Source organism: Fusibacter ferrireducens (assembly GCF_015352425.1).
Classification (GTDB): domain Bacteria; phylum Bacillota; class Clostridia; order Peptostreptococcales; family Acidaminobacteraceae; genus Fusibacter_A; species Fusibacter_A ferrireducens.
On record NZ_JADKNH010000006.1, the window covers coordinates 169,591 to 192,659 of the forward strand.

26 protein-coding genes, 1 pseudogene and 1 other annotated feature are annotated in these 23,069 nt (G+C 38.4%); of the genes and pseudogenes, 2 read left to right on the forward strand and 25 right to left on the reverse strand.

Annotation, left to right across the window (positions count from 1 at the left end; all coding sequences use genetic code 11):
- Nucleotides 1–30 precede the first annotated feature (30 nt).
- From xseA to ISU02_RS11255, 23 genes and pseudogenes are all read right to left on the reverse strand, one after another.
- A complete protein-coding gene (xseA, locus tag ISU02_RS11150) occupies nucleotides 31–1,227 on the reverse strand; it encodes an exodeoxyribonuclease VII large subunit (RefSeq protein ID WP_194702067.1) in 1,197 nt (398 codons plus the stop codon).
- Nucleotides 1,228–1,236: 9 nt separating this feature from the next.
- On the reverse strand, nucleotides 1,237–2,190 hold the full coding sequence (locus ISU02_RS11155; RefSeq protein WP_194701926.1) for a tRNA (adenosine(37)-N6)-threonylcarbamoyltransferase complex transferase subunit TsaD: 954 nt from the start codon (nucleotides 2,188–2,190) through the stop codon (nucleotides 1,237–1,239).
- 3 nt (nucleotides 2,191–2,193) lie between these two features.
- Nucleotides 2,194–2,589, reverse strand: a complete 396-nt coding sequence (gene nusB, locus ISU02_RS11160; protein ID WP_194701927.1) for a transcription antitermination factor NusB — start codon at nucleotides 2,587–2,589, stop codon at nucleotides 2,194–2,196.
- 54 nt (nucleotides 2,590–2,643) lie between these two features.
- Nucleotides 2,644–3,024: an Asp23/Gls24 family envelope stress response protein gene (locus ISU02_RS11165; protein WP_194701928.1), complete on the reverse strand. Its 381-nt coding sequence runs from the start codon at nucleotides 3,022–3,024 to the stop codon at nucleotides 2,644–2,646.
- A 279-nt stretch (nucleotides 3,025–3,303) separates the two neighbouring features.
- The gene (locus ISU02_RS11170; RefSeq protein WP_194701929.1) at nucleotides 3,304–3,753 is read right to left on the reverse strand and encodes a CD1247 N-terminal domain-containing protein; all 450 of its coding nucleotides are present in this window, start codon (nucleotides 3,751–3,753) and stop codon (nucleotides 3,304–3,306) included.
- A gap of 60 nt (nucleotides 3,754–3,813) precedes the next feature.
- The gene (gene efp / locus ISU02_RS11175; protein WP_194701930.1) at nucleotides 3,814–4,371 is read right to left on the reverse strand and encodes an elongation factor P; all 558 of its coding nucleotides are present in this window, start codon (nucleotides 4,369–4,371) and stop codon (nucleotides 3,814–3,816) included.
- Nucleotides 4,372–4,669: 298 nt separating this feature from the next.
- Nucleotides 4,670–4,819, reverse strand: a pseudogene (locus tag ISU02_RS24320) (Xaa-Pro dipeptidase); the annotation flags it as partial.
- A 96-nt stretch (nucleotides 4,820–4,915) separates the two neighbouring features.
- On the reverse strand, nucleotides 4,916–5,986 hold the full coding sequence (locus ISU02_RS11180) for a type IV pilus twitching motility protein PilT (RefSeq protein ID WP_194701931.1): 1,071 nt from the start codon (nucleotides 5,984–5,986) through the stop codon (nucleotides 4,916–4,918).
- Nucleotides 5,987–6,029: 43 nt separating this feature from the next.
- Nucleotides 6,030–6,491: a methylglyoxal synthase gene (locus tag ISU02_RS11185; protein WP_194701932.1), complete on the reverse strand. Its 462-nt coding sequence runs from the start codon at nucleotides 6,489–6,491 to the stop codon at nucleotides 6,030–6,032.
- Nucleotides 6,492–6,534: 43 nt separating this feature from the next.
- Nucleotides 6,535–7,170, reverse strand: coding sequence for a uridine kinase (gene udk / locus ISU02_RS11190; RefSeq protein WP_194701933.1), 636 nt, complete (start codon nucleotides 7,168–7,170; stop codon nucleotides 6,535–6,537).
- Nucleotides 7,163–8,401 carry a peptidase U32 family protein gene (locus ISU02_RS11195; protein ID WP_194701934.1) on the reverse strand — a complete coding sequence of 413 codons (1,239 nt, stop codon included), beginning with the start codon at nucleotides 8,399–8,401 and terminating at the stop codon, nucleotides 7,163–7,165. Before ISU02_RS11195 ends, udk begins: the two co-directional genes overlap by 8 nt.
- Nucleotides 8,394–9,062, reverse strand: coding sequence for an O-methyltransferase (locus ISU02_RS11200; protein WP_194701935.1), 669 nt, complete (start codon nucleotides 9,060–9,062; stop codon nucleotides 8,394–8,396). Before ISU02_RS11200 ends, ISU02_RS11195 begins: the two co-directional genes overlap by 8 nt.
- On the reverse strand, nucleotides 9,062–10,075 hold the full coding sequence (mltG, locus tag ISU02_RS11205; protein WP_194701936.1) for an endolytic transglycosylase MltG: 1,014 nt from the start codon (nucleotides 10,073–10,075) through the stop codon (nucleotides 9,062–9,064). Before mltG ends, ISU02_RS11200 begins: the two co-directional genes overlap by 1 nt.
- Nucleotides 10,076–10,168: 93 nt before the next feature.
- The gene (locus ISU02_RS11210; protein ID WP_194702068.1) at nucleotides 10,169–11,845 is read right to left on the reverse strand and encodes a ribonuclease J; all 1,677 of its coding nucleotides are present in this window, start codon (nucleotides 11,843–11,845) and stop codon (nucleotides 10,169–10,171) included.
- A 368-nt stretch (nucleotides 11,846–12,213) separates the two neighbouring features.
- Nucleotides 12,214–12,657, reverse strand: coding sequence for a Fur family transcriptional regulator (locus ISU02_RS11215; RefSeq protein WP_194701937.1), 444 nt, complete (start codon nucleotides 12,655–12,657; stop codon nucleotides 12,214–12,216).
- Nucleotides 12,658–12,719: 62 nt separating this feature from the next.
- On the reverse strand, nucleotides 12,720–13,031 hold the full coding sequence (locus ISU02_RS11220; protein ID WP_194701938.1) for a DUF1292 domain-containing protein: 312 nt from the start codon (nucleotides 13,029–13,031) through the stop codon (nucleotides 12,720–12,722).
- Nucleotides 13,032–13,117: 86 nt separating this feature from the next.
- The gene (gene ruvX, locus ISU02_RS11225) at nucleotides 13,118–13,558 is read right to left on the reverse strand and encodes a Holliday junction resolvase RuvX (RefSeq protein ID WP_194701939.1); all 441 of its coding nucleotides are present in this window, start codon (nucleotides 13,556–13,558) and stop codon (nucleotides 13,118–13,120) included.
- A 76-nt stretch (nucleotides 13,559–13,634) separates the two neighbouring features.
- Entirely contained in the window at nucleotides 13,635–14,585 is a 951-nt protein-coding gene (locus ISU02_RS11230) for an aldo/keto reductase (RefSeq protein WP_194701940.1), read from the reverse strand.
- A gap of 1 nt (nucleotide 14,586) precedes the next feature.
- Nucleotides 14,587–14,841, reverse strand: a complete 255-nt coding sequence (locus ISU02_RS11235; RefSeq protein WP_194701941.1) for an IreB family regulatory phosphoprotein — start codon at nucleotides 14,839–14,841, stop codon at nucleotides 14,587–14,589.
- Nucleotides 14,842–14,887: 46 nt separating this feature from the next.
- Complete coding sequence (gene alaS / locus ISU02_RS11240) at nucleotides 14,888–17,518, reverse strand: alanine--tRNA ligase (protein WP_194701942.1); 2,631 nt, start codon at nucleotides 17,516–17,518, stop codon at nucleotides 14,888–14,890.
- Between the two features lie 76 nt (nucleotides 17,519–17,594).
- Nucleotides 17,595–17,811 (reverse strand) — a binding site (T-box leader).
- A gap of 52 nt (nucleotides 17,812–17,863) precedes the next feature.
- On the reverse strand, nucleotides 17,864–18,307 hold the full coding sequence (gene nifU / locus ISU02_RS11245) for a Fe-S cluster assembly scaffold protein NifU (protein ID WP_194701943.1): 444 nt from the start codon (nucleotides 18,305–18,307) through the stop codon (nucleotides 17,864–17,866).
- Between the two features lie 2 nt (nucleotides 18,308–18,309).
- The gene (gene nifS, locus ISU02_RS11250) at nucleotides 18,310–19,485 is read right to left on the reverse strand and encodes a cysteine desulfurase NifS (protein WP_194701944.1); all 1,176 of its coding nucleotides are present in this window, start codon (nucleotides 19,483–19,485) and stop codon (nucleotides 18,310–18,312) included.
- Nucleotides 19,486–19,550: 65 nt separating this feature from the next.
- Entirely contained in the window at nucleotides 19,551–20,012 is a 462-nt protein-coding gene (locus tag ISU02_RS11255) for an RrF2 family transcriptional regulator (RefSeq protein ID WP_194701945.1), read from the reverse strand.
- Nucleotides 20,013–20,182: 170 nt separating this feature from the next.
- Between ISU02_RS11255 and ISU02_RS11260 the strand changes: the two genes are divergently transcribed.
- Entirely contained in the window at nucleotides 20,183–21,058 is an 876-nt protein-coding gene (locus ISU02_RS11260; RefSeq protein ID WP_194701946.1) for a hypothetical protein, read from the forward strand.
- A 28-nt stretch (nucleotides 21,059–21,086) separates the two neighbouring features.
- Here the strand turns inward: ISU02_RS11260 and ISU02_RS11265 are convergent, their stop codons facing one another.
- The gene (locus ISU02_RS11265; protein WP_194701947.1) at nucleotides 21,087–21,839 is read right to left on the reverse strand and encodes an NRDE family protein; all 753 of its coding nucleotides are present in this window, start codon (nucleotides 21,837–21,839) and stop codon (nucleotides 21,087–21,089) included.
- Nucleotides 21,840–21,842: 3 nt separating this feature from the next.
- A complete protein-coding gene (locus tag ISU02_RS11270; protein ID WP_194701948.1) occupies nucleotides 21,843–22,400 on the reverse strand; it encodes a DJ-1 family glyoxalase III in 558 nt (185 codons plus the stop codon).
- A 126-nt stretch (nucleotides 22,401–22,526) separates the two neighbouring features.
- On the opposite strand from ISU02_RS11270, the gene ISU02_RS11275 reads away from it, so the two are divergent.
- On the forward strand, nucleotides 22,527–22,991 hold the full coding sequence (locus ISU02_RS11275) for a hypothetical protein (RefSeq protein WP_194701949.1): 465 nt from the start codon (nucleotides 22,527–22,529) through the stop codon (nucleotides 22,989–22,991).
- The last annotated feature ends 78 nt before the right edge of the window (nucleotides 22,992–23,069 follow it).

The following is a 23,069-nucleotide window of genomic DNA, read 5'->3' on the forward strand; positions in this document are numbered from 1 at the left end:
CAACTGTTTTACACGTGATTTAAGTCATTTTTAATCTTTTAAGATTTCTTTAACAATCGTTTCTACTTTACCATCTTTCAATGTGATTTCAACCTGTTCTTTTACACTGACCTCATTCACAGAGCGTATAATCGCTCCATTTTTTCTCATTATAGTATACCCCCTTTGCATCGTAGCTAACGGACTTAGCGCATTTATTTTGCTTCCCAGATATTCCAATTCAGCAAAGTTCGTTTTAAGTCTGAATTTCAAAATTTGAGTCATTTGATCTTTTAAGTGTTCTATTTCGCGATATTCTCTTTCAACTCTATAATTCAGCTTCATAGATAAGCGTTCCGGTGCTGTGGCTTCCAGCAACAAACGGCTGTTCTCAAGTTTACGCATCATCTGCTGTTGCATGGACTTCATCAGTTGATTTAAATACGATTCAATTTCCGCTTTTGATTTAATGGCGATCTCTGCCGCCGCTGAAGGCGTTGCCGCTCTAAAATCTGCAACAAAATCGGCAATTGTAAAATCGGTCTCATGTCCAACACCGGAAATAATAGGGGTTTCAGATTTAAATATCGCTCTGGCCACTTCAACCTCATTAAACGACCAAAGTTCTTCTATCGAACCGCCTCCACGCGAGAGGATAATTAAATCCACAGGCATTTTTTGATTGAAAAAATCAATCGCAGATGCAATTTCGCCAGCAGAAAACTCACCTTGAACTCGAACTGGAAAGATCAAGAGTTCTGCCAAATTAGACCGCCTGCCTGCAACCGATATAATATCTTGTATGGCAGCACCCGTTGGCGATGTTATAATGCCTATTTTTTGCGGCAAGTTCGGCAGCTTTTTTTTATATCTTTGATCGAACAGTCCCTCTTGTTCTAATTGTTTTTTCAAGGCTTCAAATTTGATATGTAACGCACCTAAGCCCACGAAAGTTAATGATTGTGCATACATTTGATATTTGCCATCTCGTTCATATATGCTTACCGATCCTTTTAAATGCACTTTTTCTCCATTTTTAGGCACACGATCTAACAATTTCACATATTGAGAAAACATAATACAACTCATTTTGCTCTCTTCATCTTTAATTGAAAAATAGGCATGACCACTTGAATGCAGTGTGAAATTTGAAATTTCGCCCTCTATAAGCACTTGGTTTAAAATTGGATCTGCACCAATGATCTTTTTTAAATATTTCGTAATTTCCGTTACCGAAAACGCTCTCATTTTTAGCACTTATAAAGCTCCTTCCATGAATATTTTTTCTCTACCCAGTAACGCTATCCCATAGGCATTATCTCTCGAATACTCTGGTTTTGCAAAATACAATTGATCGTAGTATTGATTTAAATAGGCTCTGATGATGCAATTGGATGCCACACCACCTGATATAATCACTGCTCTATCGGATTCAAAACCCTTTAGACAGTTCTCAAGAATATGTGCAATTGTATTGAAAAGGATTCTTGCAATTTCTTCATTTTCCACCTTGCCAATCAAGCTTTTAAAATAGTTTTCAAGCCCAGAAATATTGAATCCAAAACAGGCATGCTCTGCTGTATCCACTTTTAAGGGCACTTCTTTATACTGTGTCGCCTGGCTGCGCCCAGCCATTTCGTCTAGTGCTTTACCACAAGGAAAATCAAGCCCCATCTCAACGCCAATGCGATCAATGAGTTGTCCAAAATTGAGATCTAAGGTCTCTCCAATTAAATCTATCTTAAAGATTTTATTCGAATAATCCACATCCAAGAATTCTGTAGTGCCTCCTGAAAGATGCAATCCATAGAATTTATGTGGAATTCTACCTATGCCACTGGTTGCCAATGCCGCCATCAAATGGCCTTCTTGATGTGAAAACGTAAACATTGGAATGCCAAGTGCATTGGAAAGATTTCGGGCAAATAGTACACCTGCATTAAAAACAGGCATGTATGATCCTGAGACATTCCTAGGCGCATCACTCACCGCTATTGCCCTTAAATTTTTAACATCAAAAATAGCGGTAAGCGCTTCAAAGCTATCCGCTAGTTGATGTACGTGTTGATAAAATCCGTCTGATTGCCTTAACCCCTTTGACCCCGCTTTTACCCTGAGCAGTACATTCTTTTCAAAACGGATTTCCTGTGTTTGGATATCCACAAGCACCATTGAGGTCGTATAACAACTGGTATCAAGTCCTAGTATCATAACTTACTCCAGATTGATGAAATGTTTGAGTAGACCATTTATAAACTTGCCCGATTTTTCATCAACGTATTTTTTGGACATATTAATGGCCTCATTTACAGTTACTTTATTGGGAATGTCCGGCATCATTTTAAGTTCTGTAACTGCCGTTCTCAGAATGGCGAGATCTATTTTACTCAACCTTTCCATTGTCCATCTTTTAAGCAGTGGGGTAATTTCCCCATCGATCATGGCTTTGTTTTCAATAAACAGCCCCAAAACCTCATCAATGTATTTTTTGTCCACTTCTTCTTCGTATTGCTCTACCATTCGATCTGCAAAGGCTTTATCAAAAGTCGTGTGTATATCCATTTGATAAATGACTTCCATAGCAATTTCACGACTTCTACTCCTATTCATATGCGCCTCCTATACATCAAATAATGTGAAGCAAAGCTTCACATTATTTTGTCACTACTTCATATTGTCTTTCTCATTTTTTATATTAATGCCCGCTATATTCACGTTAACGCCTGCCACTTCCAGTCCCGTCATGGATTCAATTGCAAGCTTGACATTTTCTTGAACTTCTTTAGCCACCTCATGAATCTTTGTCCCATAGTCAACAATGACACTCAGCTCCACCAGTATGATATTGTCATTCATTTCAACTTGTATACCCTTATTGAAATTCTTCTTGCCGATCAGCTCAAGAACATCGTCCTGAAATGTGCCGTTTAAAGCTTTAATGCCCTTTATTTCTGAAGCTGCAATCGTTGAAATAACGCCAATAACATCATCTGCAATATTTACTTTACCGTGTTTATATGAATCAATAATCGTATTTTCAGCCATATTATTGCCTCCTATTCAAACTGTCTCTATGTTAAATCCATTATTTTCTACGTACATTTTATTATATCAAAGATGAATGGGTAATACAACTATGATTGAAATTGACCACTGCGTGGGGCTCATTTCGCCTTGCGAAAACGCTGCCTTCGCTTCTTAAAGGCAATGGACACTTTTTGACCTAGTGGTCAAAACCACTACACGTTAGCATTAAAAGATTAGGGACGGAGTATTTACTGTGTAAATACTAGCCGTCCCTGATATCTGTTCCACTCTGGTTATTTACGCTTTTTCTTCTGTTTCCTCTTCTTTACAACAATCACATTCGTCATCGCCACAACAATCGCATTCATCCGAAAATTCGATGATTAGTCCACAACTTGGACATTCGATCTCTTCACCTTTGTCAATTAATTGACCATCGACAAAAATTGTTTCCCCACAATCAGGACACTCGATTTCCTCAAAGTCATCTTGAAAATCTTCAAGTTCGTATATGTCTTCTTCGAGTTCAGCAAGGTCTTCATCAACTGCTTCGATGTAATCATCAAGTTCCATGACTGATTCGCTAATTTCGTCTAGCTCTTCATAGACTTCTTCCATTTCTTCTGCGAATTCTTCTAAAATGTTGATGATGTTTAGCAATAATTTGCCCTCTTTAGTTGAATCACTCATTTCCATACCTTCGGCTAATCCTTTAAGATATGACACTCTTTCATACATATAGCTCATGTGTTTTCCCTCCTTCAGTGGGTTTTATTTTTATTAAAACAGCTTGCGCTGGTTTAAACACTAAGCTCTGGATAAATACTCGCCAGTTCTTGTATCAATTTTGATTTTGTCACCTTCGTTGACGAAAGAAGGTACATTGATTTCTGCACCTGTTTCAACAATAGCTTTTTTAGTAACATTAGTCGCCGTGTCACCTTTAACGCCAGGCTCTGACTCTGTTACTAAAAGAACTACAAAGTTAGGCGGTTCCACTTGGAAACAGTTCCCTTTATAAAACTTAAGGGTCGCATTATCATTTTCTTTGATGTAAAGAATTGCATCTTCAACTTGTTCAGCTGATAATGGAATTTGATCATATGTTTCATTGTCCATAAAATAGTATAAATCGCCTTCGTTATACAAATATTGCATTTCTTTAGTCTCAATGTGAGCTCTTGGGAATTTTTCAGATGGATTAAAAGCTTGTTCTCTAATCGTCCCGTTTATTAGACTCTTGTATTTCGTTCTAACGAAAGCTGCACCTTTACCTGGCTTAACATGTTGAAAATCAACCACCACAAATGGCTCACCATTTATCTCAAATGTTACACCCTTTCTAAATTCACTTGCAGAAATCATTTCCTACCTCCAAAATTATATTAAATTATATTTCTATAAGATGTTCTGGCGCTTTCGTTAAACGCTCATAGCCATCTACAGTTACCAAAACCATATCCTTGATTCGGACACCGCTGTAGTATTAAAAAATGCTTTACAATACATCCTGTTCGCCAGATTCAAGTTCAGACCTTTAAGACGATGATCTTTGCATGTATTCGTCAAACCAGATCATATCATCTGCGTTGTTTTCACTTGCAAGTTCAAGCACTGCGCTTCTCGTCATATCGGAACAATATCCATTATATATACAACCCTAATCTGATGTCAAGAACTCTCCGTCTTCTATGATTTTATCAGATGCAACGCCATGTGGCAATGCCGATCTCATCCCAGATTTAATAATACTTTTAAACAGCTTGTTTTCAGTATTTTTAGATATCCTAAAACGATTGCATTCAGCAGATATTTTGCCTTTATTTTACCCTATTTTAATAAAACTTAGGATTTCAACAACAGGATTATGAGCTTAACGATCGCCGATGGGCTCAAAGACCGTTAATTGCTACGCCTTTTCATGTGTGAATTCCTGTCTTTTTACGAATTCAATGTCGTGCGCATACTTATAGACCACTGAACGTTTTATCTGCCCTGCCTTATAGAGTTCAAACAAGCTATTATCCATGTACATCATAGAATGTTTTCGTCCTGCAATAAGCGCCTGTGTAATCTCCTTGAGCTGATCATTGATGATATAGGACTTAATTGCGGCATTTGGCAATAAAAATTCATACGCCAACAATTGATTGGATTCATCTATGGCAGGTACCAATTGTTGTGAGATAATCCCCAACAAAGTCGCCGTCAATTTATATTTTCTCATTTCTGTTTTTTTATGCGAATTTGAAGTCACAATTTTTTCAATAGTCGATCGAGAATTATTAGCGGGTACACCTGCAATTACCAGTTTTCCTGACTCTGCTATCTGAAGTGCCAAATCGATAACCCGCTCATCAGATAAATCAGAAATCATCAAAATATCTGGATCATGCTTCATCGCTCCGAGCACGCCATCATATATTGTCGGGCAATCCGTACCAACATCTCTTTGCGAAATAATGGCATCATGGTGTTTGAACAGATATTCTATGGGCTCTTCAACTGTAATAACATGAGCCCTCGACGTCTGATTGATTTTGTTGATAAGTGCTGCAATGGTTGTTGATTTTCCAGATCCTGATGCGCCGCTCACAAGCAACAGTCCCCTTTGATAATTTATGAGTTCAATAAAAGCGTTGGGAATACCTAATGTATCAACCTCTGGGATATCGAATCTCAACAATCTAAAGGTAATACTCGCTGTGCCTCTTTGCATGATGATATTAATTCTAAACCGCCCCAAATTATGAATAGAATGACTGAAACTAACTTCACCATTTGATTTAAGTCGTTCCAATTGATCCTTATTGCAGATGGCATCCACAATACTATTTATCTCCAGATAGTCCACAGCCGCTTGAGCCTCAACCTGCTCAAGTTTTCCATTTTTTCTAATTACAGGCACAGCCCCTGGCACCAGATGAATGTCAGATGCTTGTCTCTCTAAAGCGTATTCCAAAAGTGTTATATAATCCATAACAAAGCCTCCAATGGATGAGCCTATCCCCTAGACACTAAAATTACAATTTTCTATTCAAGTATTGGTCAAAATCAATCAATTTACCTTCATAAGGTTGATTCATGTGTACACTGGTCAGCAAATAATCTGCCGTGGCAATATTCGTAGCAATGGGAATATTATAAAGTGTTGCAATTCTCAAAAGGGCTTTTACATCTGGGTCATGCGGATGCATGCTCAACGGGTCCCAAAAGAAGATCATAAAATTAATTTCTCCCTCAACAATTTTGCTGCCAATTTGTTGATCACCACCCAGCGGACCACTATTGACACCCCTCACCGGAAGTTCTGTCGCCTCACTGATCATTTTAGCCGTGGTACCTGTGCCATATAAAAAATGTTTCCCCAAAGATTCTTTGTTTTCATCACACCAGCGGATCATATCTTGTTTTCTGGAGTCATGTGCAATCAGTGCAATATGCTTTACAACTGGAATAACATGTGCATTTTTCTGTTCAGACATAGCAATCTCCTTTCTATTTGAAAAGCAGTGGTGACAACCACTGCTAAATCTTCTTATTTTTTTCTTGAATAATTGATGTTACTTTGGTAGTCATAATATCAATGGCAACCTTATTATAGCCACCTTCTGGGATAATAATATCCGCGTATTTCTTTGTGGGTTCAATAAATTGCTCGTGAGCGGGCTTAACCGTTTTTAGATACTGTTCAATTACAGATTCTAAAGTTCTGCCCCTTTCATTGATATCTCTTGTAATGCGTCTGATAATACGCACATCCGCATCCGTATCCACAAATATCTTAATATCCATCAAATCTCTCAACTGCTTATCTTCGAGAATCATGATGCCCTCTACAATGATAATATCTCTAGGACAGACTTTTATAGATTCTAGCTCTCGATTGTGCTTAGAAAAATTGTAGATGGGTTTTTGAATGGTCTTGTGATTGCAAAGATCGTGAATGTGTTCAATCAATAAACTCGTATCGAATGCAAGAGGATGATCATAGTTGGTCTTAACGCGTTCCTCATAGGTGAGATCACTCTGATCTCTATAGTAAGCATCTTGCTCTATAATCAAAATATTTTCATCCGGCAAGGACTGGAAAATAGCTTTTGCAACAGTACTCTTACCAGAGCCTGTTCCTCCTGCAACACCGATAACGATTGGCTTAGTCATGGAGACCCTCCTTAGGTTTTCTTAATATATAATAAGGCTTAACCTCAGATGCCACAGGTATTTTAATCACTTGCTGAGCATGAGGGGCTTTTTCAACCGACTCACCTTTATCATTAATAATCTGTTCTATCGTTTGATCCGCACTATAATAATTAGGTCCGATAATTTCGATTTTATCGCCTACACTGAAATGATTTCTTTGCTCAACAGTTGCCATTTTAGTCTCTGGATCATAAGATTTAACCACTCCTATAAAATCATATTCTCTTATATAAGAACTTGACGTATAGAGTTGGTCTTTATCAGTGGGTTTGTTTTGATAAAAGCCTTTTGTAAATTCACGATGAGAAGCCTTTCTAATTTCATCAAACCATTCAGGATTGTATTGATAGCCTTCTGGATCTCTATAATAAGCATCAATGGCTTCTCTATAGGCCCTCACTATATTGGCTACATAGTAGACCGTTTTCATTCTGCCTTCAATTTTGAGGCTGTTGAGGCCAGAATTTATGAGTTCAGGAATGTGTTCTATCATGCAAAGATCTTTTGAGTTGAAAAAGAATGTGCCCTTGTCGGTTTCCTCTATAGGTATATATTCCCCAGGACGGTTTACCTCAACCAATTGATATTCCCATCTACACGGTTGAGAACACGCACCTCTGTTGGCATCTCTATTGTTAAGATAGTTGCTCAAAAGACATCTTCCCGAATATGAAATACACATCGCACCATGTATAAAAGCCTCAATTTCAAGCGTTGGAGGTGTTTTAAGTCTTATTTCAGAGATCTCATCGAATGACAATTCCCGTGCTAAAATAACGCGTTTAACGCCTTGTTCATGCCAAAAATTCGCACTCATATAATTCGTATTATTGGCTTGAGTGCTCAAATGTATCTCTAGCTCAGGCGCATGCTGTTTAACGAACATAAAAGTTCCAGGATCGGATAGAATAACTGCGTCGAGACCTAGGTCTTTGATCTCTTCGATATACATCTCCAAATCTTTTATATCCTCATTATGCGGAATAATATTTAACGTCAGAAAGACTCTTCGACCATACGAATGTGCAAATTCAATGCCCTCTTTCATCTGTTCAATAGAAAAATTTTTAGCTGCAGCTCTAAGTCCAAACGTCTGTCCGCCAATATAGACAGCATCAGCGCCATAGATTATAGCATATTTGAGCTTATCTAAATCTCCTGCTGGTGCTAACAACTCAACTTTATTCATTCGTCTTTCCCTTCTTATAACTCACTGCAAGACCATCCCCCATTGTGAGAACAGTCGTTTCAAGATTAGGATGTGTGGTAATGAACTCGAGATATTTTCTCATGCGCTTTACAATCGTAATTTTGCGCCTTACCAAGTATTCATTGGTTGCAACCATCCCTTTATACAAAACGTTATCCGAAACAATAACGCCCGTTTCAGATAATAAATCATAAGCCGTTTCAAAAAAAGTCTGATAATGTCCTTTTGCAGCATCGATAAAGATCATGTCATAAGGGCCTTCAAGTGTTTTTATTACATCTTTAGCATCGCCGAGATGAATCGATACCGAAACATTTGGAACACTCTCGTTCAATCTTTCGAATGTCTCTTTTGCCTTTTCAGCCATGACTTCATTGAGCTCAATCGTATCAATATGACCGCTTTGCATACTTGTTGCAAAAATGGAAGCGGAGTAACCTATAGCCGTTCCAATCTCTAAAATGCGCACAGGTTTTACAATCCCTAAGAAAACTTTCATATACTGAGCAATTTCAGGATGTATGATGGGCACTCTATGAAGTGCAGCAAATGCTTCCAACTCTTCTAAAAGACCTGTGTGTTCAGGCAGTAAACTCCTGATATATTTTTCGACGTACTGATCCACTATTTTAGATTCCATTAGTTGCCCTTACCTTTTTCTTTATCTCTATTATGCCCTGCTAAAGTCTCATTAAAGTAGTGCGACCCATCATTCTTTTCTGTGGTGACAAAATAAAGATAGTTGGTATCCGCCGGATACAGAGCGGCGATAATTGATTGTTCTCCAGGCGATGCAATAGGCGCTGGTGTCAATCCTGCATGTTGATAAGTATTAAAAGGGGATACGATTTCAAGATCGTCATAAGTCAGGCGATCCTTGCGCTCTTTTAATACATATTGTATGGTTGCACAGGATTGCAACATCATCTTCTGGTCAATTCTGTTGTGAAAGACACTTGAGACAACAGGACGTTCCTCTGCGAGCTTGGTTTCTCTCTCTATTATGGATGCCAATGTGACCACTTCATCCACAGACATGTCCAATGCTTTAGCTCTATCATAATATTCCGGTTTAAAGATCTCGTTAAATCGGTTTAACATCTTTGAAACGATTTCTTTTTCACTTGAACCACGCTTGACAATATAAGTATCTGGAAACAAATACCCTTCTAAACGGTAACTGCGATCTACATTTTCTAAAAAAGGATACTCAAAGGGTTCATTCTCTAAAACTTGTATGAGGGCTTCTCGATCTGCAATCCCTTCTTCAACCAATTTATCAATGATCTGTCTTGTTTCAAAACCTTCTGGAATCGTAAACTTGACGTTGTCCTCGTATACTTCACCACTTGCAATTTTTCTAATGATCGCCTCAGATGACATGGATTGAGAGAGCATATAATCTCCCGCTTTCATCTTGCCATCGAGTTCAAGTGTTTTGGCCTTTGCCTTAAAAGCATTGACATTTTGAATGAGTTCATGTTCAAGAAGCAAATTTGCAATACTCGTCGTTGAAGCCCCTTTAGGCACCGCAACTAAAATTTCATCGGTATTTTCAGGGTTAACAGGTTCATTATATTTTTCTAAAATAGTGGCACAACCTGGCAACAGTAAGACCATTGCCAAGAGTGCTATGATATAAATTTTTTTCATATGGACCCCTTTTATAAAATATTGATAGCATATTTTAAGTAGCCAAATTGTTGTGGCAACAACTTAAATACACGATTTAAGTTGTTGCAGGGATTAAACTTCCATAAAAATCGGTAAAATCATTGGTGAACGCTTTGTATTTTGATAGATATACTGACTCAACGCATCCCTAACAGATGACTTTAAAGTCGCCCAATCTTTAATATTTTTATTTAAGCATTTATTGATTTCGGCATCAACTACCTTGCGTGCACCATCCATTAAAATTTCGGATTCTCTCACGTAGACAAATCCTCTTGAAATCAAATCAGGTCCATTGACGAGCTCTCCAGTGGTGCTGGATAACGCTACAACGATGATGATTAACCCATCTTCAGAGAGATGTTTTCGATCTCTTAAGACGATGTTGCCCACATCTCCGACGCCAAGTCCATCGATAAATACGCGACCCGCAGGTACTGATTTACCAATTTTAGCTGTTTTAGAGGTGAACTCAAGAACGCCTCCATTGCTCAAAATGAATATATTATTAGAATTCATCCCCATTTCCTGCGCCAACCTTTTATGTCTATCAAGGTGAACATATTCTCCATGAACAGGTAAAAAGTATTTTGGTCTTACAAGTGCGTGCATGAGCTTCAATTCTTCCTGTTTCGCATGTCCGGATACATGAACGTCCGCAAGCGATTCATAAATCATTTTCGCCCCTTTTTTGGTCAATTGGTTGATAATTTTACTCACACTTTTTTCATTACCAGGTATAGGGGAAGAAGATAAAATAACCAAGTCTCCAGGCACGATTTCCATACTTCTGTGTTCTGAATTCGCCATTCTTGCAAGCGCACTCATCGGTTCGCCTTGTGAACCTGTAGTGATGACGACAATTTCATTTTCTGGATATCGATCGATGTCTTTAACATCCACAATGATGTCTTCCGGCAATTTTAAATAACCGAGTTCCATAGCGACGTTAGAGACATTCACCATGCTTCTACCCGAAAAGGCAACACGTCTGTTATTCAGATAAGCTGCATTGATAATCTGCTGTAATCTGTGAATATTAGAGGCAAATGACGCCACAATAATCCTTGCTTCTGCATGTTTAAAAATGTCCTCAAAAGTCTCTCCCACAGTGCTTTCACTCATGGTGTAACCTTCCCTTACGACATTTGTACTATCTGCAAGGAGTGCTAATACCCCCTCATCACCAAGTCTTGCAAATCTTGAAAGATCCATTTTTTGTCCATCAATTGGCGTGAAGTCAATTTTAAAATCACCTGTGTGTACAATTTTACCATACGGCGTCTTAATCGCATATGCAACTGCATCTGCAATACTGTGACAAACCCTTATGGGCTCCACTTCAAATACACCCAATTTTATAATTTGACCCGGTACAATTGTGACGAGTTTTATATCGTTGAGCTTATGCTCTTTAAGTTTGTTTTCGACAAGCCCCAACGTCAATCTTGTGCCATAAACAGGTACATTGATTTCTTTTAAAACATAGGGCAGTGCACCAATATGATCCTCATGCCCATGCGTGATCACGATACCTCTTATCTTAGAAAGATTCTTTTTAAGGTAAGTGATATCTGGAATGACCACATCGATTCCAAGCAGTTCTTCTTCTGGAAACGCCAATCCACTGTCAATGACAAATATGTCATCTTCATATTGGATTACAGTCATATTCTTGCCAATTTCATTAAGACCACCAAGCGGGATAATCTTTAATGGGGATTCATTTATTACAGGACTTTCTGCCATCGGTGTTGCTGGTGACGTCGTTTTTTTCTTCTTTTGAGTGTTATTGCGATTTTGTTGACCATTCTGAGCGGAAACTTGTTGAGCCGCCTGCTGTGGCGCTTTTTTCTGTTTCGAACTCTCACCTGTTGCCTCATTATTTGAGGTTTCTTTTTTTGAAGCAGGTTTTCTTTCGCGTACTTTTTTTGTCGTCTGTTGCTTAGCTGATTGTGTTTTTTCAACCATTTCAGTTTTATTGTTGTTTTCATTTACACTTACATTCTTATTTTTATTTTCAATTTTTTGATTTGTCATAATTTCACCTCTCTAATTTTTGCGTGATATGACAAAGGCCGATCAATGAGTTTTATATACGAAAAATAAACCCTGTATCAAACAAGGTTTTTACATTTACTACATAAGCCATAGAATTTCAATTTATGATCAACAATCTTAAAATCATATTCTTTTTCTATTTTAGCTTCGAGTTGATCAAGTAAATCTCCTTCTACTTCTATTACTGCACTACAATTCGAACAAATCAAATGATGGTGATGATGCGAACCATCATCACAATACAATTCGTATCTTACACAGCCGTCCTCGAGATTTAAAGAGGTCACAACCTCTAATTCCTCTAACATTTGTAACGTCCTATAAACTGTAGCCAGTCCCATTTCTGGATTCCTTTGTTTAACGATATCATATATTTCTTCTGTATTAAGATGTCTTCCTTTGTTTTCTTCAATCGCATGGATAATAGCAAGACGTTGCGGCGTAAGTTTATATCCGGACTCTTTTAATTTTAGTTTATATGCTTCATGACATGAATTCATTTTAACACCTCAATACTTTTTTTAAAATTTTAACATATTGACAACAATCCGACAATACTCTGCTACTCTTCGTCTTCTTCTCCGTCCATCTCATCCATCAATTCATTGTAAGCCTGAATCACAGATTCAAGTTCTTCTTCATCTGAAATCGTTTCAAAGACAAATTCTGCATCTTCTTCCGTCACTTTAAAGATGAGCACCTCATCCTCATCTTCAACATTGGAAAGAATAGCATACTCTTGCTCATCGAGTTCCAAAGTTGCAATGATATTGAATTTTACCGCTTTGCCATTCTCGTCAAACAGCTCCACGACATCTTCATGACCATGGTCATGCGTGTCCACAACTTCGAACAAGTTTTCTTCTTTTTTCATTTTACACCTCTATCTTTTTAATATTTATCCTTAACATGGGCTATGCGCTTGGCCATATCCATGTATAGTTCTATTTTAAGTTACATTTATTCTCTTGGAAGACTGTCCAAATAACCTTGCAAAATCAATTGCGCTGCAATTTTATCGATTACGGTCTTTCGCTTTTGCCTACTCACATCAGCTTGTATCAACATCTTTTGGGCCCCAATAGTAGTCAGGCGTTCATCCCAGAATATAATTTCAACATCACGCTGAATGCGATCCGAATATTTGATTTTTTTTTCAAGTTTTTTGATAAAATCCTGTGTTTTTTCACCTTGTGGCCCCAAAGTGCCATTCATATTTTTAGGAAGTCCCGGGATAATTCTAGTGACTTCATACTCCACAATGAGATCCACCAATCGATCAATATCTTGTTTAATACTTTGCCTAAAAATAGTTTCTTTACCCTGTGCTGTTATTTTAAGCGCATCGCTTATGGCTACACCAATGGTTCTGTCACCTACATCTAGTCCCATATATCTCATTAATTCATATCCTCCAGTATAACCGAATATTTTCAAAATAACAATAGTATTCAAAAATAATGATAACATTTCTCATTTAGTACACTTTGATGCAAAACTCAGGACAAACAGATGCACAATAGCCACATAGCACGCATTTTGAACGATTAATGTGAATCTTCCCCCGATTCAATTCAAGGGCTTTATGATCGCACTTCTCTACGCATGCACCGCAACCAATACACCACTCTGCAATTTGAAGCTGTTTGGAATGGCCTCTTAAACGCTCTGCTAGAGATGCATCTACAGTTTCCCCATTAATCTTTTTTACATTGTAATCGATCTCGTCAAATGACTGCATGCCAAATGCAATCGAATCCAAAATCTCCAAATTTAGGACATAATCAAAACAAGCATCCACATTCGAAAGCAGATTGCCGCCACCTAACGGCTTCATGCCATAAATACCGCCCCCACTTTTTTTAAAGCTTTTTAAAGCCTCATACATCTCATCCATAGAACCATCTTGTATTCCAAGTCCATTCATGTTTACAATGGGATGTATGACTTCAATTTCAGGGTATTTAAGTGCCGCTCTTACCGCTTCAACATAGTGCGTTGATATACCGAAGGCTCTTATTTTACCTTGCGATTTCATCTTCAAAAAGTATTCAATCGCTTCATAGTGTCCTTTTATCGTAAGGCCGCTGGTCTGTTCATGGAGCATAAAAATATCTATATATTCCGTTCCAAGGCCTTTGAGCGCCTTTTCAAAACTCTCTTCAGCCGTTTCTTTTGAATAGGCATAACACTTACTCGCTATGACATAGTCAGAACGATCTATATGTTTTAACGCTTTATTGATGTGTGGGTAAGTCTCATAGAGTTCAGCCGAATCTAAAAAGTTAATGCCTCGTTCATATCCATACCGAATAAGAGAGGCCCCCTCTTCAGGTGATAAATTTCGCTGAAGAGGGCCCATTGTAAGACTTCCAAAACATAGTTTGGATACTTTGATGCCCGTTTTCCCAAGTTCTTTACGCTGCATCTTACTTCTTAACGCATTCCATATAATGTGTTAAGAGTTCCTCAAGGATTTCATCTCTTTCCACTTTTTTGATCATCGTCCTGGCATCATTATATGTTGTGATATAAGTTGGATCGCCAGAGAGCAAATAACCCACCAGTTGATTTACAGGATTATAACCTTTTTCTTCAAGTGCTTTAAAAACATAGAGTAAAATATCCTTCTGATTGCCTTGTTCCAAATAGTCTTCAACACTGAATTTCATCGTGTTTTTCATGTAAAAACCCCCTTCACCAAATGCCTATATCTATACTATACCCGATTTATGATAATAACTCATAAACTTTTGCAAGTGCTTCTTTAACTTTTTCAGGATGTTTGCCACCCGCTTGAGCCATGTTTGGTTTACCACCACCACCGCCACCAGCAACTTTGGCAACTTCTCTGATGAGATTGCCTGCATGAGCGCCCAGCTTAACGGCTTCGTCAGAAACCACTGCCAAGAACTCCACTTTATCTCCACTTGTATTTGCAAGTACCACAACACTATTTTCAAGCTTCGTTTTAAGTTGATCTGTCAAATTTCTTAAAGTAGTCATGTCTATGCCCGTAAAATCAGCCGTAATGACATTCATTCCTTGAATGACTTTAGCCCCTTGAATAAGACCATCTATATCACTTGTTACCAATTTATTTTTTAATTTTTCATTCTCTCTCTGAGATTGTTTCAATTCTAGAATCAAGGTTTCAACCCTCTTTTCCAAATCGTTTTGATTCGTCTTAAGCATATCAGAAAGCAGTTGAATTTTTCCATCAAGTTGTGTTAACATTTTATAAACATTTTCGCCTGTGATGGCTTCAATTCTTCTAACGCCAGCTGCTACACCTGTTTCACTGACGATTTTGAAAAGACCCGCCTCAGCTGTATTTTTAAGATGTGTTCCGCCACAGAGTTCGATGCTGTAGTCGCCCATAGTCACCACGCGCACCTTATCGCCATATTTCTCTCCAAAGAGTGCCATAGCCCCTTTAGCTCTAGCTGCATCAATACTCATATTCTCCGTTTGAATCGGGAGCATTTTTAAAATTTGATCATTGACACGCGTCTCTATTTTTTGAAGGTCCTCGTAGGACACGGCTTCAAAATGCGAAAAATCAAATCTCAATCGCTCAGGCGAAACCAAGGACCCCGCCTGTTCCACATGCGTTCCTAAAACTTCTCTAAGCGCTTTGTGCAGGAGATGGGTTGTAGAATGATTTCTTGCAATTGCAAGTCTTCTTTCTAAGTCAACAGAAGCGTGCACCATATCGCCTACTTTAATACTGCCTCTATTTACTTTAACATGAAGTGCTATTAATTTACCAACACTTTTTCGAGTTTCTTCTACCTCTGCTTCAAATTCAGCTGTGGATAATTTACCCGTATCAAAGACCTGTCCACCGCCCTCAGGATAAAAAGGTGTTCGATCGAGAACCACACTGACTTCCATACCTTCAAAAGCCTCATCTAGTAGCGACTCTCCAACAATTGCTATAATTTTGGATTCCACTTCTGTCTGATCATATCCAACGAACTCACTTGCCATATCTTTTGGCAATTGACCAAGCGCATCTTGTGCCCAACCAAGTTCATCACCTGAACCTCTCGCACTTCTAGCACGTTCTTTTTGCATGGTCATTTGTGCTTTAAAAGACTCTTCATCGACTGTCATCTGGTGTTCCTCTAATATTTCAAGCGTCAGTTCAAGTGGAAAGCCATAGGTGTCATATAATCTAAAGGCCTTCTCCCCACTGAGCACTTTGGTCTCTTCTTGATTAGATTCCATTTCCTCTATATACGCAGTTAAAATTGCCAATCCTTGATCAATGGTCGTTTGGAATCTTTCTTCTTCGACAGAGATAATCTTTTTAATATAGTCTTTTCTAGCCAAGAGGTTTGGATAACTCTCGCCGTAAGCCGCCATTACCGAGTCCACAAGTTCTGTGAGCACATTCCCTGTGAGGCCGAGCATTTTAGCATGTCGCGCAGCTCTTCTGAGAAGTCTTCTAAGCACATAGCCCCTGCCTTCATTGTTTGGCATAATGCCATCACCCACCATGAAAGTGATCGCCTTCACATGGTCTGTGATAATGCGTATAGAAATATCTTGTTTTCTGTTTTCGCCATAAACCACATTGCACATTGAAATAACTGCGTCTCTGATAGATTTTATCGTGTCCACTTCAAAAATAGTATCCACATCCTGCATGATACACGCAATTCTTTCAAGCCCCATGCCGGTGTCAATATTTGGATTTTCAAGCAAGTTATAATTGCCCTGATCATCCTTGTCATATTGAGTGAAGACATGATTCCAAAACTCTAAAAAGCGCTCGCATTCACAACCCGGTTTACAATCTGGATCACCACAACCATATTCGGGGCCACGATCAAAATATATCTCCGAACAAGGACCACAAGGGCCTGTTCCAATTTCCCAAAAGTTATCTTCTTTTCCCAATCTTGTTATTTTCTCTTCTGGAATACCAATGACATCTCTCCAAATTGTAAAAGCCTCATCGTCTTCAAAATAGACAGACGGCCATAACTTATCCACTGGAAGTTCTAACACTTCTGTGATAAATTCCCATCCAAATCGGATGGAGCCTTCTTTGAAGTAATCGCCAAAAGAAAAATTGCCGAGCATCTCAAAAAAAGTTGCATGTCTAGCAGTGACACCTACATTTTCAATATCCCCTGTTCTAATACACTTTTGACAAGTTGCCATACGTGGTTTTGGGGGCATTTCAGTGCCCATAAAGTATTTTTTTAAAGGTTGCATCCCTGCATTTACAAGCAATAAGCTCTTATCTCCCTGTGGTACAAGAGAGTAACTCGATGTTACATAGTGATCCTTAGATTCATAAAAATCCAAAAATGCTTTTCTTATCTCATTTAATCCCATAGATTTCATTGTTTAAGCCTCCTAAAAATTTTATCCTATAACTTGAGTCCACATTTTCTCAAAAAACAAAAAAACCTTCAAAAGCTGTAGGGACGACAACATCGCGGTACCACCCTACTTAAAGACATCCGAAGACATCAATCACTCTTAAAGGTAAACTGCAAAATAACGATTGCAAATCGCAAACATCTACTATTCGTTCAATATTTGAGCTCAGAAGCTGCTTCGATCACGATGAATTCATTTCAGCAAGAGAATTCTCTCTAAAGTTGTGATTTACTCCTCTTCGTCATAGCGATTACATATTCTCATTATAAATAGTTTATCACAGTTTTTTTAAAAATAAAGTCTTTTTTAAAATTCTATATCTACAACATCATGATGATCGTGATCTTCATTTGGATCAAAATCTTTTAAAGCCTCATAATGCAAATCATTTTTAGTAGCATAATCATAAATGGCAGCTTTTAAAGCTTGCTCTGCTAGAACTGAACAGTGAATTTTCACAGGAGGAAGTCCTCCAAGTTCATCTACCACTTGTTTGTTCGTGAGCTTTAAAGCTTCTTCAACCGTCTTGCCCATGATGAGTTCTGTTGCCACTGAAGATGCCGCAATTGCAGAACCACACCCAAAAGTTTTAAACTTGACATCTTCTATGATGTCGCCGTTAACTTTAATATAAATACGCATAATGTCGCCACACTTGACGTTGCCAACTTCACCCACACCATCCGCATTTTCAATTTCGCCAACATTTCTAGGATTCATGAAATGATCCATAACTTTTTCTGTATACATTCTTATTTTCCTCCCAAAACTCTATCGTATAGCGGTGACATCATTCTCAGTTTATGAACGACTTCTTTTATAGCTTCAATTGCATAATCCACATCTTCTTCAGTTGTGAAATCGCCAATGGAAAGTCTCAAAGAACCGTGTGCGATTTCATGCGGCAAACCAATTGCCAAAAGCACATGCGATGGGTCTAGAGATCCTGAAGTACAAGCAGATCCACTTGAGCCTGCGATGCCTTTTGCATTCAGGCTGAGCAGCAAGGCTTCACCTTCAATAAATTCAAAACAAACACTTACATTGCCCGGATGTCTTTCCGTCGGATGTCCGTTGTATCTCGAGTAGTCGACACTTTCGATAATGCCCTTTGCAAGTCGATCTCTCAAAGCAGATAATCTCTCAATGTGCTCTTCTAGATTCGCATCGGCGAGTTCAGCCGCTTTTGCAAAGCCCATAATGCCTGCTATATTTTCAGTGCCCGCTCTGCGATTGCGTTCTTGAGCGCCACCTTCAATAAGATTTTGAATTTTGATACCTTTTCGAATATATAACGCACCTACGCCCTTAGGACCATAGATCTTGTGGCTTGAAATACTCATCAAATCTATTTTTAGCGCTTCTACATCTATATGCACATTGCCATAAGCCTGAACCGCATCTGTATGGAAAATTACTTTGTGCTTTCTCGCAATTTCACCAATACTTTTAATATCTTGCATAGTGCCAATTTCATTGTTGATGAACATAATTGAAATCATGACGGTCTTTTCTGTGATAGCAGCTTCAAGAGCTTCTAAGCTGATCCGCCCCTGTGCATCCACTTCAAGATAAGTCACTTCAAAACCCTCTTTTTCAAGTGCTTTACAAGTATGCAAAATACCATGATGTTCAAATGTCGTCGTGATCAAGTGGTTGCCTTTAGCTTTATTGGCACGCATAACACCTTTTAGCGCCCAATTGTCAGATTCAGACCCTCCCGCTGTAAAATAGACCGTCTCTGGTGTCGTTCCCATTGTCTTTGCGATTGTGGATCTCGCAGACTCCAGTGCACGTTTTGCATCTTGACCAAAAGCATGTATGCTTGAAGCATTACCAAAATTTTCTGTAAAGTAAGGCATCATTGCATCTAAAACTTCTTGCTTTACTGGAGTTGTTGCTGAATAGTCCATATAGATCTTTTTCATAAGAACCCTCCTCATAAACTTAATTATTTGATACTTTCTCGCCAGTGTTGAATAGGTGTTACATGTTATTTACATTCACAGATCGTCTCAATAATGAGGCTATCCCGATTTTGTTCGTAATCATCAACCATGTGCTGCAATGTAATGGAATTGACAACACTCGTGATACTTTCATATATCTTTTCGTAAATGACCTTCGTGACACAATACGTAGAGTGATCACAAGCATCACCATCATCATCCTCAACAACACAGTCTGTAGGAGCAAGAGGACCTTCTAAAGTTGTTAAAATGATACCCACCGTAATTTTATCTGCTGGTCTAGCAAGCATATAGCCACCTTGAGCGCCCCTTATGCTCTTTACAAGACCTGCTTTACGCAATGGTGATATCAATTGTTCCAAATAATTCACCGAAATGGCTTGTCTTTCAGAAATACTCGTTAAAGATATGGGCCCTTCGCCGTAATGCATGGCCAAATCAAACATTGCCTTAAGGCCATATCGTCCTCTCGTCGATAGTTTCAAAATTATCCTCTCCTTCAATTCCTAGTTATTTACTATGAAATCTACTTCATTATAATATATCCGATTAATTGAGTCAACTTTAAAAATGTACATATCTATAAATTTATTGTTAACATTTTATCTAAATGTGCCGATAATGGTTATATAACTACAAAGAATGAGGTGTTAACATGTCAGAACGCATGAATGAACTCTACAATTTAACTCAGAAAGCACAAAAAATGGAACTCATAAATGAAGAAATTGCACTTGGCATTTATCAAGAAATCTTTGAAAACTATACCCCGAAAATTTCAAAAACGTATGAAAGTGGCATCCGGCTTTTGGAAAAGAGACACCGTTACGATGAGGCACTTTCCATTTGTAAACGTGCAATGGAATTGATTCAGGAAGATCAAATTTCTGGAACCTTAGGCCGATTTGAATCCATCCAAGAACGCTTAGAACGTAAAATAAAAGAACTCAATCCAGAACCCGTAAGTCCCGAGAAAAAGTCCTTTAAATTAAATTATAAAGTGGCTCTGTTTTTCTTTTTTGTCCTCATAGCCGTTTTTTTTCTCTTTAAGCTCTCCAATCCTTATGAAGATATCAATGTCAATCTCGAAGGCAAAGAAGCTTTAGAAGGTGCCGATCAAATTTTTGGCACTTCTAAACCCGGTGAAACAAATTCTGATGAACAAGCCTATCCCATTACAGAAAGCATGATTGAAATTACTTCAACAGAAGGCCTTAAAAATCATGATGTCACCCGCATAAACATTATCCCGCAAAATGAAACACTAGGCTTCGGTATTCTCGTTGCAGCGGGTACAAGCGAAAAACGCTGTCAAGAAATAGCAATAGATGTCGTAAAAACGCTTGCAGGTGCGGCTTCTGCAACTTACTCTGACATCAAAGGTCCCGGTATCGGTTCTCTTGGTGAGATCTATGATTATTATGAGCTCGTCATCTCAGTTGGCACGGGTATCACAGAGGATGAAATCATAGCGAGAGGCACAAAGAACAAAGGTTCATCTGATATCTACTGGCGCAAGTCTCAAAATTGAACGCACGCCTCCAAAATTTAAAATGTACTTAGAACGTGACCGTCTGTTCTTGCCAAATTGAATGCTCATCCAAATAGCGCTCAACATAAGTCACTTGATCCTCTTGATCCACCAATATAACCGTTTGATAAATCGTGCCATAAGTCTCCAAATCTATAAAAATAGAAGAAAGATCACGTTCTAGTGCAATTTCAATTCCCGTATCTGGCAAATACGCATCTGCGGGGATTTCAGAATCTTTTAAAATCTCAAAACAGGCTTCTAAATCCAATTGGTCCTGCTCAATAAGGCCCTTTAGTCTTTTTTTGGCTTTTTCCACCTTGTACCAAGCTGTATCTAAGAAAGCATTACTCAATCCATGAATGCCCGATTCGACTTTGACAATATGATCTTCAACATTGGAGTAAAAGTAGAGCTCATCCACTGTACCTGCCACTAAATTATAGGGATTGTACTGGTTCCTTTTTTTTCTCGCACATTCCAAATATTCTAGCGCAGACATGTTGCCCCTTAAGTAGTCCACAGTGAGTTCCCCTCTGGAGGACTGATTTTCTCTGTTGAGTTTAAAGTTTCTATGATTCGTTAGAAAAGACAACTTTTTATCTCTCGTAATGCCGAGCCAAGTCCCACAAGCTTTTAAATCCCTACCTGCCAATAAATTGGGCGCATCTTCCCAAAAACATGACGGCTGAGTGGGCCTAGACTTAAATTCATCTCTATTGCCAAGATAAATTAATTTATACTTGGGGTGTTGATTAAGTGCAAACAGAATTGTACACATGGCTTACCTGCTTTCAATTGTGGGCATCACCATTTTCGCTCTCAGGCGTTCTGAAAATGCATCGCCTTTCAACACAGATACAAGTCTTAATGCAAATTCAAGGGCAACGCCAACACCTTTACCAGTGATCAATTTGCCATCTTGTACAACGGCTTCATCGATTTGGATGCACTGATCCAACTGTTTTAAATAATTGGGATAAGCGGTCACTTTCTTTTGATCAATAAGGCCCCAATCATAGAGCACCGAAGGTGCTGCACAAATCGCTGCAATATAGCAATCGTTTTTAAAGCCATTGCTTATCAGCGCTTTTAAATCCAAGCTTGCTTTGAGATTATCAATACCAGGAACTCCCCCTGGTAAAACCATCATTTCTACATTTTCCATTTGAGTTATCGAACCCATTTCTGCATCCATTTGAACTGTGATGCCATGCCCGCCCGTGATTTCATTTCCACTTATACCGATCATTTTGACATCTATTTCTGCACGACGTAAAACATCGACAGTGGCAAGCGCTTCAACTTCTTCAAATCCTGTTGCAAAAAAAACATATACCATCTTTCATTCCTCCAATTTAACTTTTTCTATATTATCATTATATATTATTTAGTTAAAATCATGAGACATTTTTGTGATAATTGCGTATAATTAGGGTAACAGATAAAAAAATGGAGGTACTCTAGTATGTTTAAATATGCCAAGAAAATGGAAGAAGAAAGAAAATATTATGAAGATATGCTCGCAAGATCAGAACAAAGACAAACGGCTAATCTTTTAGTGGGCCTTGCGATTGGTGCGGTTGCAGGTTACTGTGCTAAGAAATATGTATTGCCAAAGCTCGCTGAAACAGAGTATAAGGAAAGACTCTCAGAGGAAACTGATCTTTTAAAGGATCGTTTTAATGATCTTAAACACTCATTTCTTTCGTTGAAAGACAAACTGCCTTTTGGCGATTGTTGCGATGATCTATGCTGCTGTGGCGATAGTGATGAAGATTGTTGTTGCGATGATGAATGTTGTTGTGAAGACGATAAAGATGAGACCGAACCTTCTGAAACCACTGAAGAATCTCCTGCGGAGCCTAGTGTTGATGATGAAATAGAAAAAGCAGAGGATGCGGTTAAAGCAGAAGATACTGATAAAGCATAATGAGGTTAGAAAAAGTTGCCACATAAATAAACCGCTCCCAATGCGTTAGACCTGATCGTCTGACTTATTGGGAGCGGT

Coding starts and splice junctions, on each gene's coding strand:
- xseA (WP_194702067.1), bottom strand. CDS start 1,227: ATGAGAGCGTTTTCGGTAACGGAAATTACGAAATATTTAAAAAAGATC.
- ISU02_RS11155 (WP_194701926.1), bottom strand. CDS start 2,190: ATGATACTAGGACTTGATACCAGTTGTTATACGACCTCAATGGTGCTT.
- nusB (WP_194701927.1), bottom strand. CDS start 2,589: ATGAATAGGAGTAGAAGTCGTGAAATTGCTATGGAAGTCATTTATCAA.
- ISU02_RS11165 (WP_194701928.1), bottom strand. CDS start 3,024: ATGGCTGAAAATACGATTATTGATTCATATAAACACGGTAAAGTAAAT.
- ISU02_RS11170 (WP_194701929.1), bottom strand. CDS start 3,753: ATGAGCTATATGTATGAAAGAGTGTCATATCTTAAAGGATTAGCCGAA.
- efp (WP_194701930.1), bottom strand. CDS start 4,371: ATGATTTCTGCAAGTGAATTTAGAAAGGGTGTAACATTTGAGATAAAT.
- ISU02_RS11180 (WP_194701931.1), bottom strand. CDS start 5,986: ATGGATTATATAACACTTTTGGAATACGCTTTAGAGAGACAAGCATCT.
- ISU02_RS11185 (WP_194701932.1), bottom strand. CDS start 6,491: ATGTCTGAACAGAAAAATGCACATGTTATTCCAGTTGTAAAGCATATT.
- udk (WP_194701933.1), bottom strand. CDS start 7,170: ATGACTAAGCCAATCGTTATCGGTGTTGCAGGAGGAACAGGCTCTGGT.
- ISU02_RS11195 (WP_194701934.1), bottom strand. CDS start 8,401: ATGAATAAAGTTGAGTTGTTAGCACCAGCAGGAGATTTAGATAAGCTC.
- ISU02_RS11200 (WP_194701935.1), bottom strand. CDS start 9,062: ATGGAATCTAAAATAGTGGATCAGTACGTCGAAAAATATATCAGGAGT.
- mltG (WP_194701936.1), bottom strand. CDS start 10,075: ATGAAAAAAATTTATATCATAGCACTCTTGGCAATGGTCTTACTGTTG.
- ISU02_RS11210 (WP_194702068.1), bottom strand. CDS start 11,845: ATGGCAGAAAGTCCTGTAATAAATGAATCCCCATTAAAGATTATCCCG.
- ISU02_RS11215 (WP_194701937.1), bottom strand. CDS start 12,657: ATGAATTCATGTCATGAAGCATATAAACTAAAATTAAAAGAGTCCGGA.
- ISU02_RS11220 (WP_194701938.1), bottom strand. CDS start 13,031: ATGAAAAAAGAAGAAAACTTGTTCGAAGTTGTGGACACGCATGACCAT.
- ruvX (WP_194701939.1), bottom strand. CDS start 13,558: ATGAGATATATGGGACTAGATGTAGGTGACAGAACCATTGGTGTAGCC.
- ISU02_RS11230 (WP_194701940.1), bottom strand. CDS start 14,585: ATGCAGCGTAAAGAACTTGGGAAAACGGGCATCAAAGTATCCAAACTA.
- ISU02_RS11235 (WP_194701941.1), bottom strand. CDS start 14,841: ATGAAAAACACGATGAAATTCAGTGTTGAAGACTATTTGGAACAAGGC.
- alaS (WP_194701942.1), bottom strand. CDS start 17,518: ATGAAATCTATGGGATTAAATGAGATAAGAAAAGCATTTTTGGATTTT.
- nifU (WP_194701943.1), bottom strand. CDS start 18,307: ATGTATACAGAAAAAGTTATGGATCATTTCATGAATCCTAGAAATGTT.
- nifS (WP_194701944.1), bottom strand. CDS start 19,485: ATGAAAAAGATCTATATGGACTATTCAGCAACAACTCCAGTAAAGCAA.
- ISU02_RS11260 (WP_194701946.1), top strand. CDS start 20,183: ATGTCAGAACGCATGAATGAACTCTACAATTTAACTCAGAAAGCACAA.
- ISU02_RS11265 (WP_194701947.1), bottom strand. CDS start 21,839: ATGTGTACAATTCTGTTTGCACTTAATCAACACCCCAAGTATAAATTA.
- ISU02_RS11270 (WP_194701948.1), bottom strand. CDS start 22,400: ATGGTATATGTTTTTTTTGCAACAGGATTTGAAGAAGTTGAAGCGCTT.
- ISU02_RS11275 (WP_194701949.1), top strand. CDS start 22,527: ATGTTTAAATATGCCAAGAAAATGGAAGAAGAAAGAAAATATTATGAA.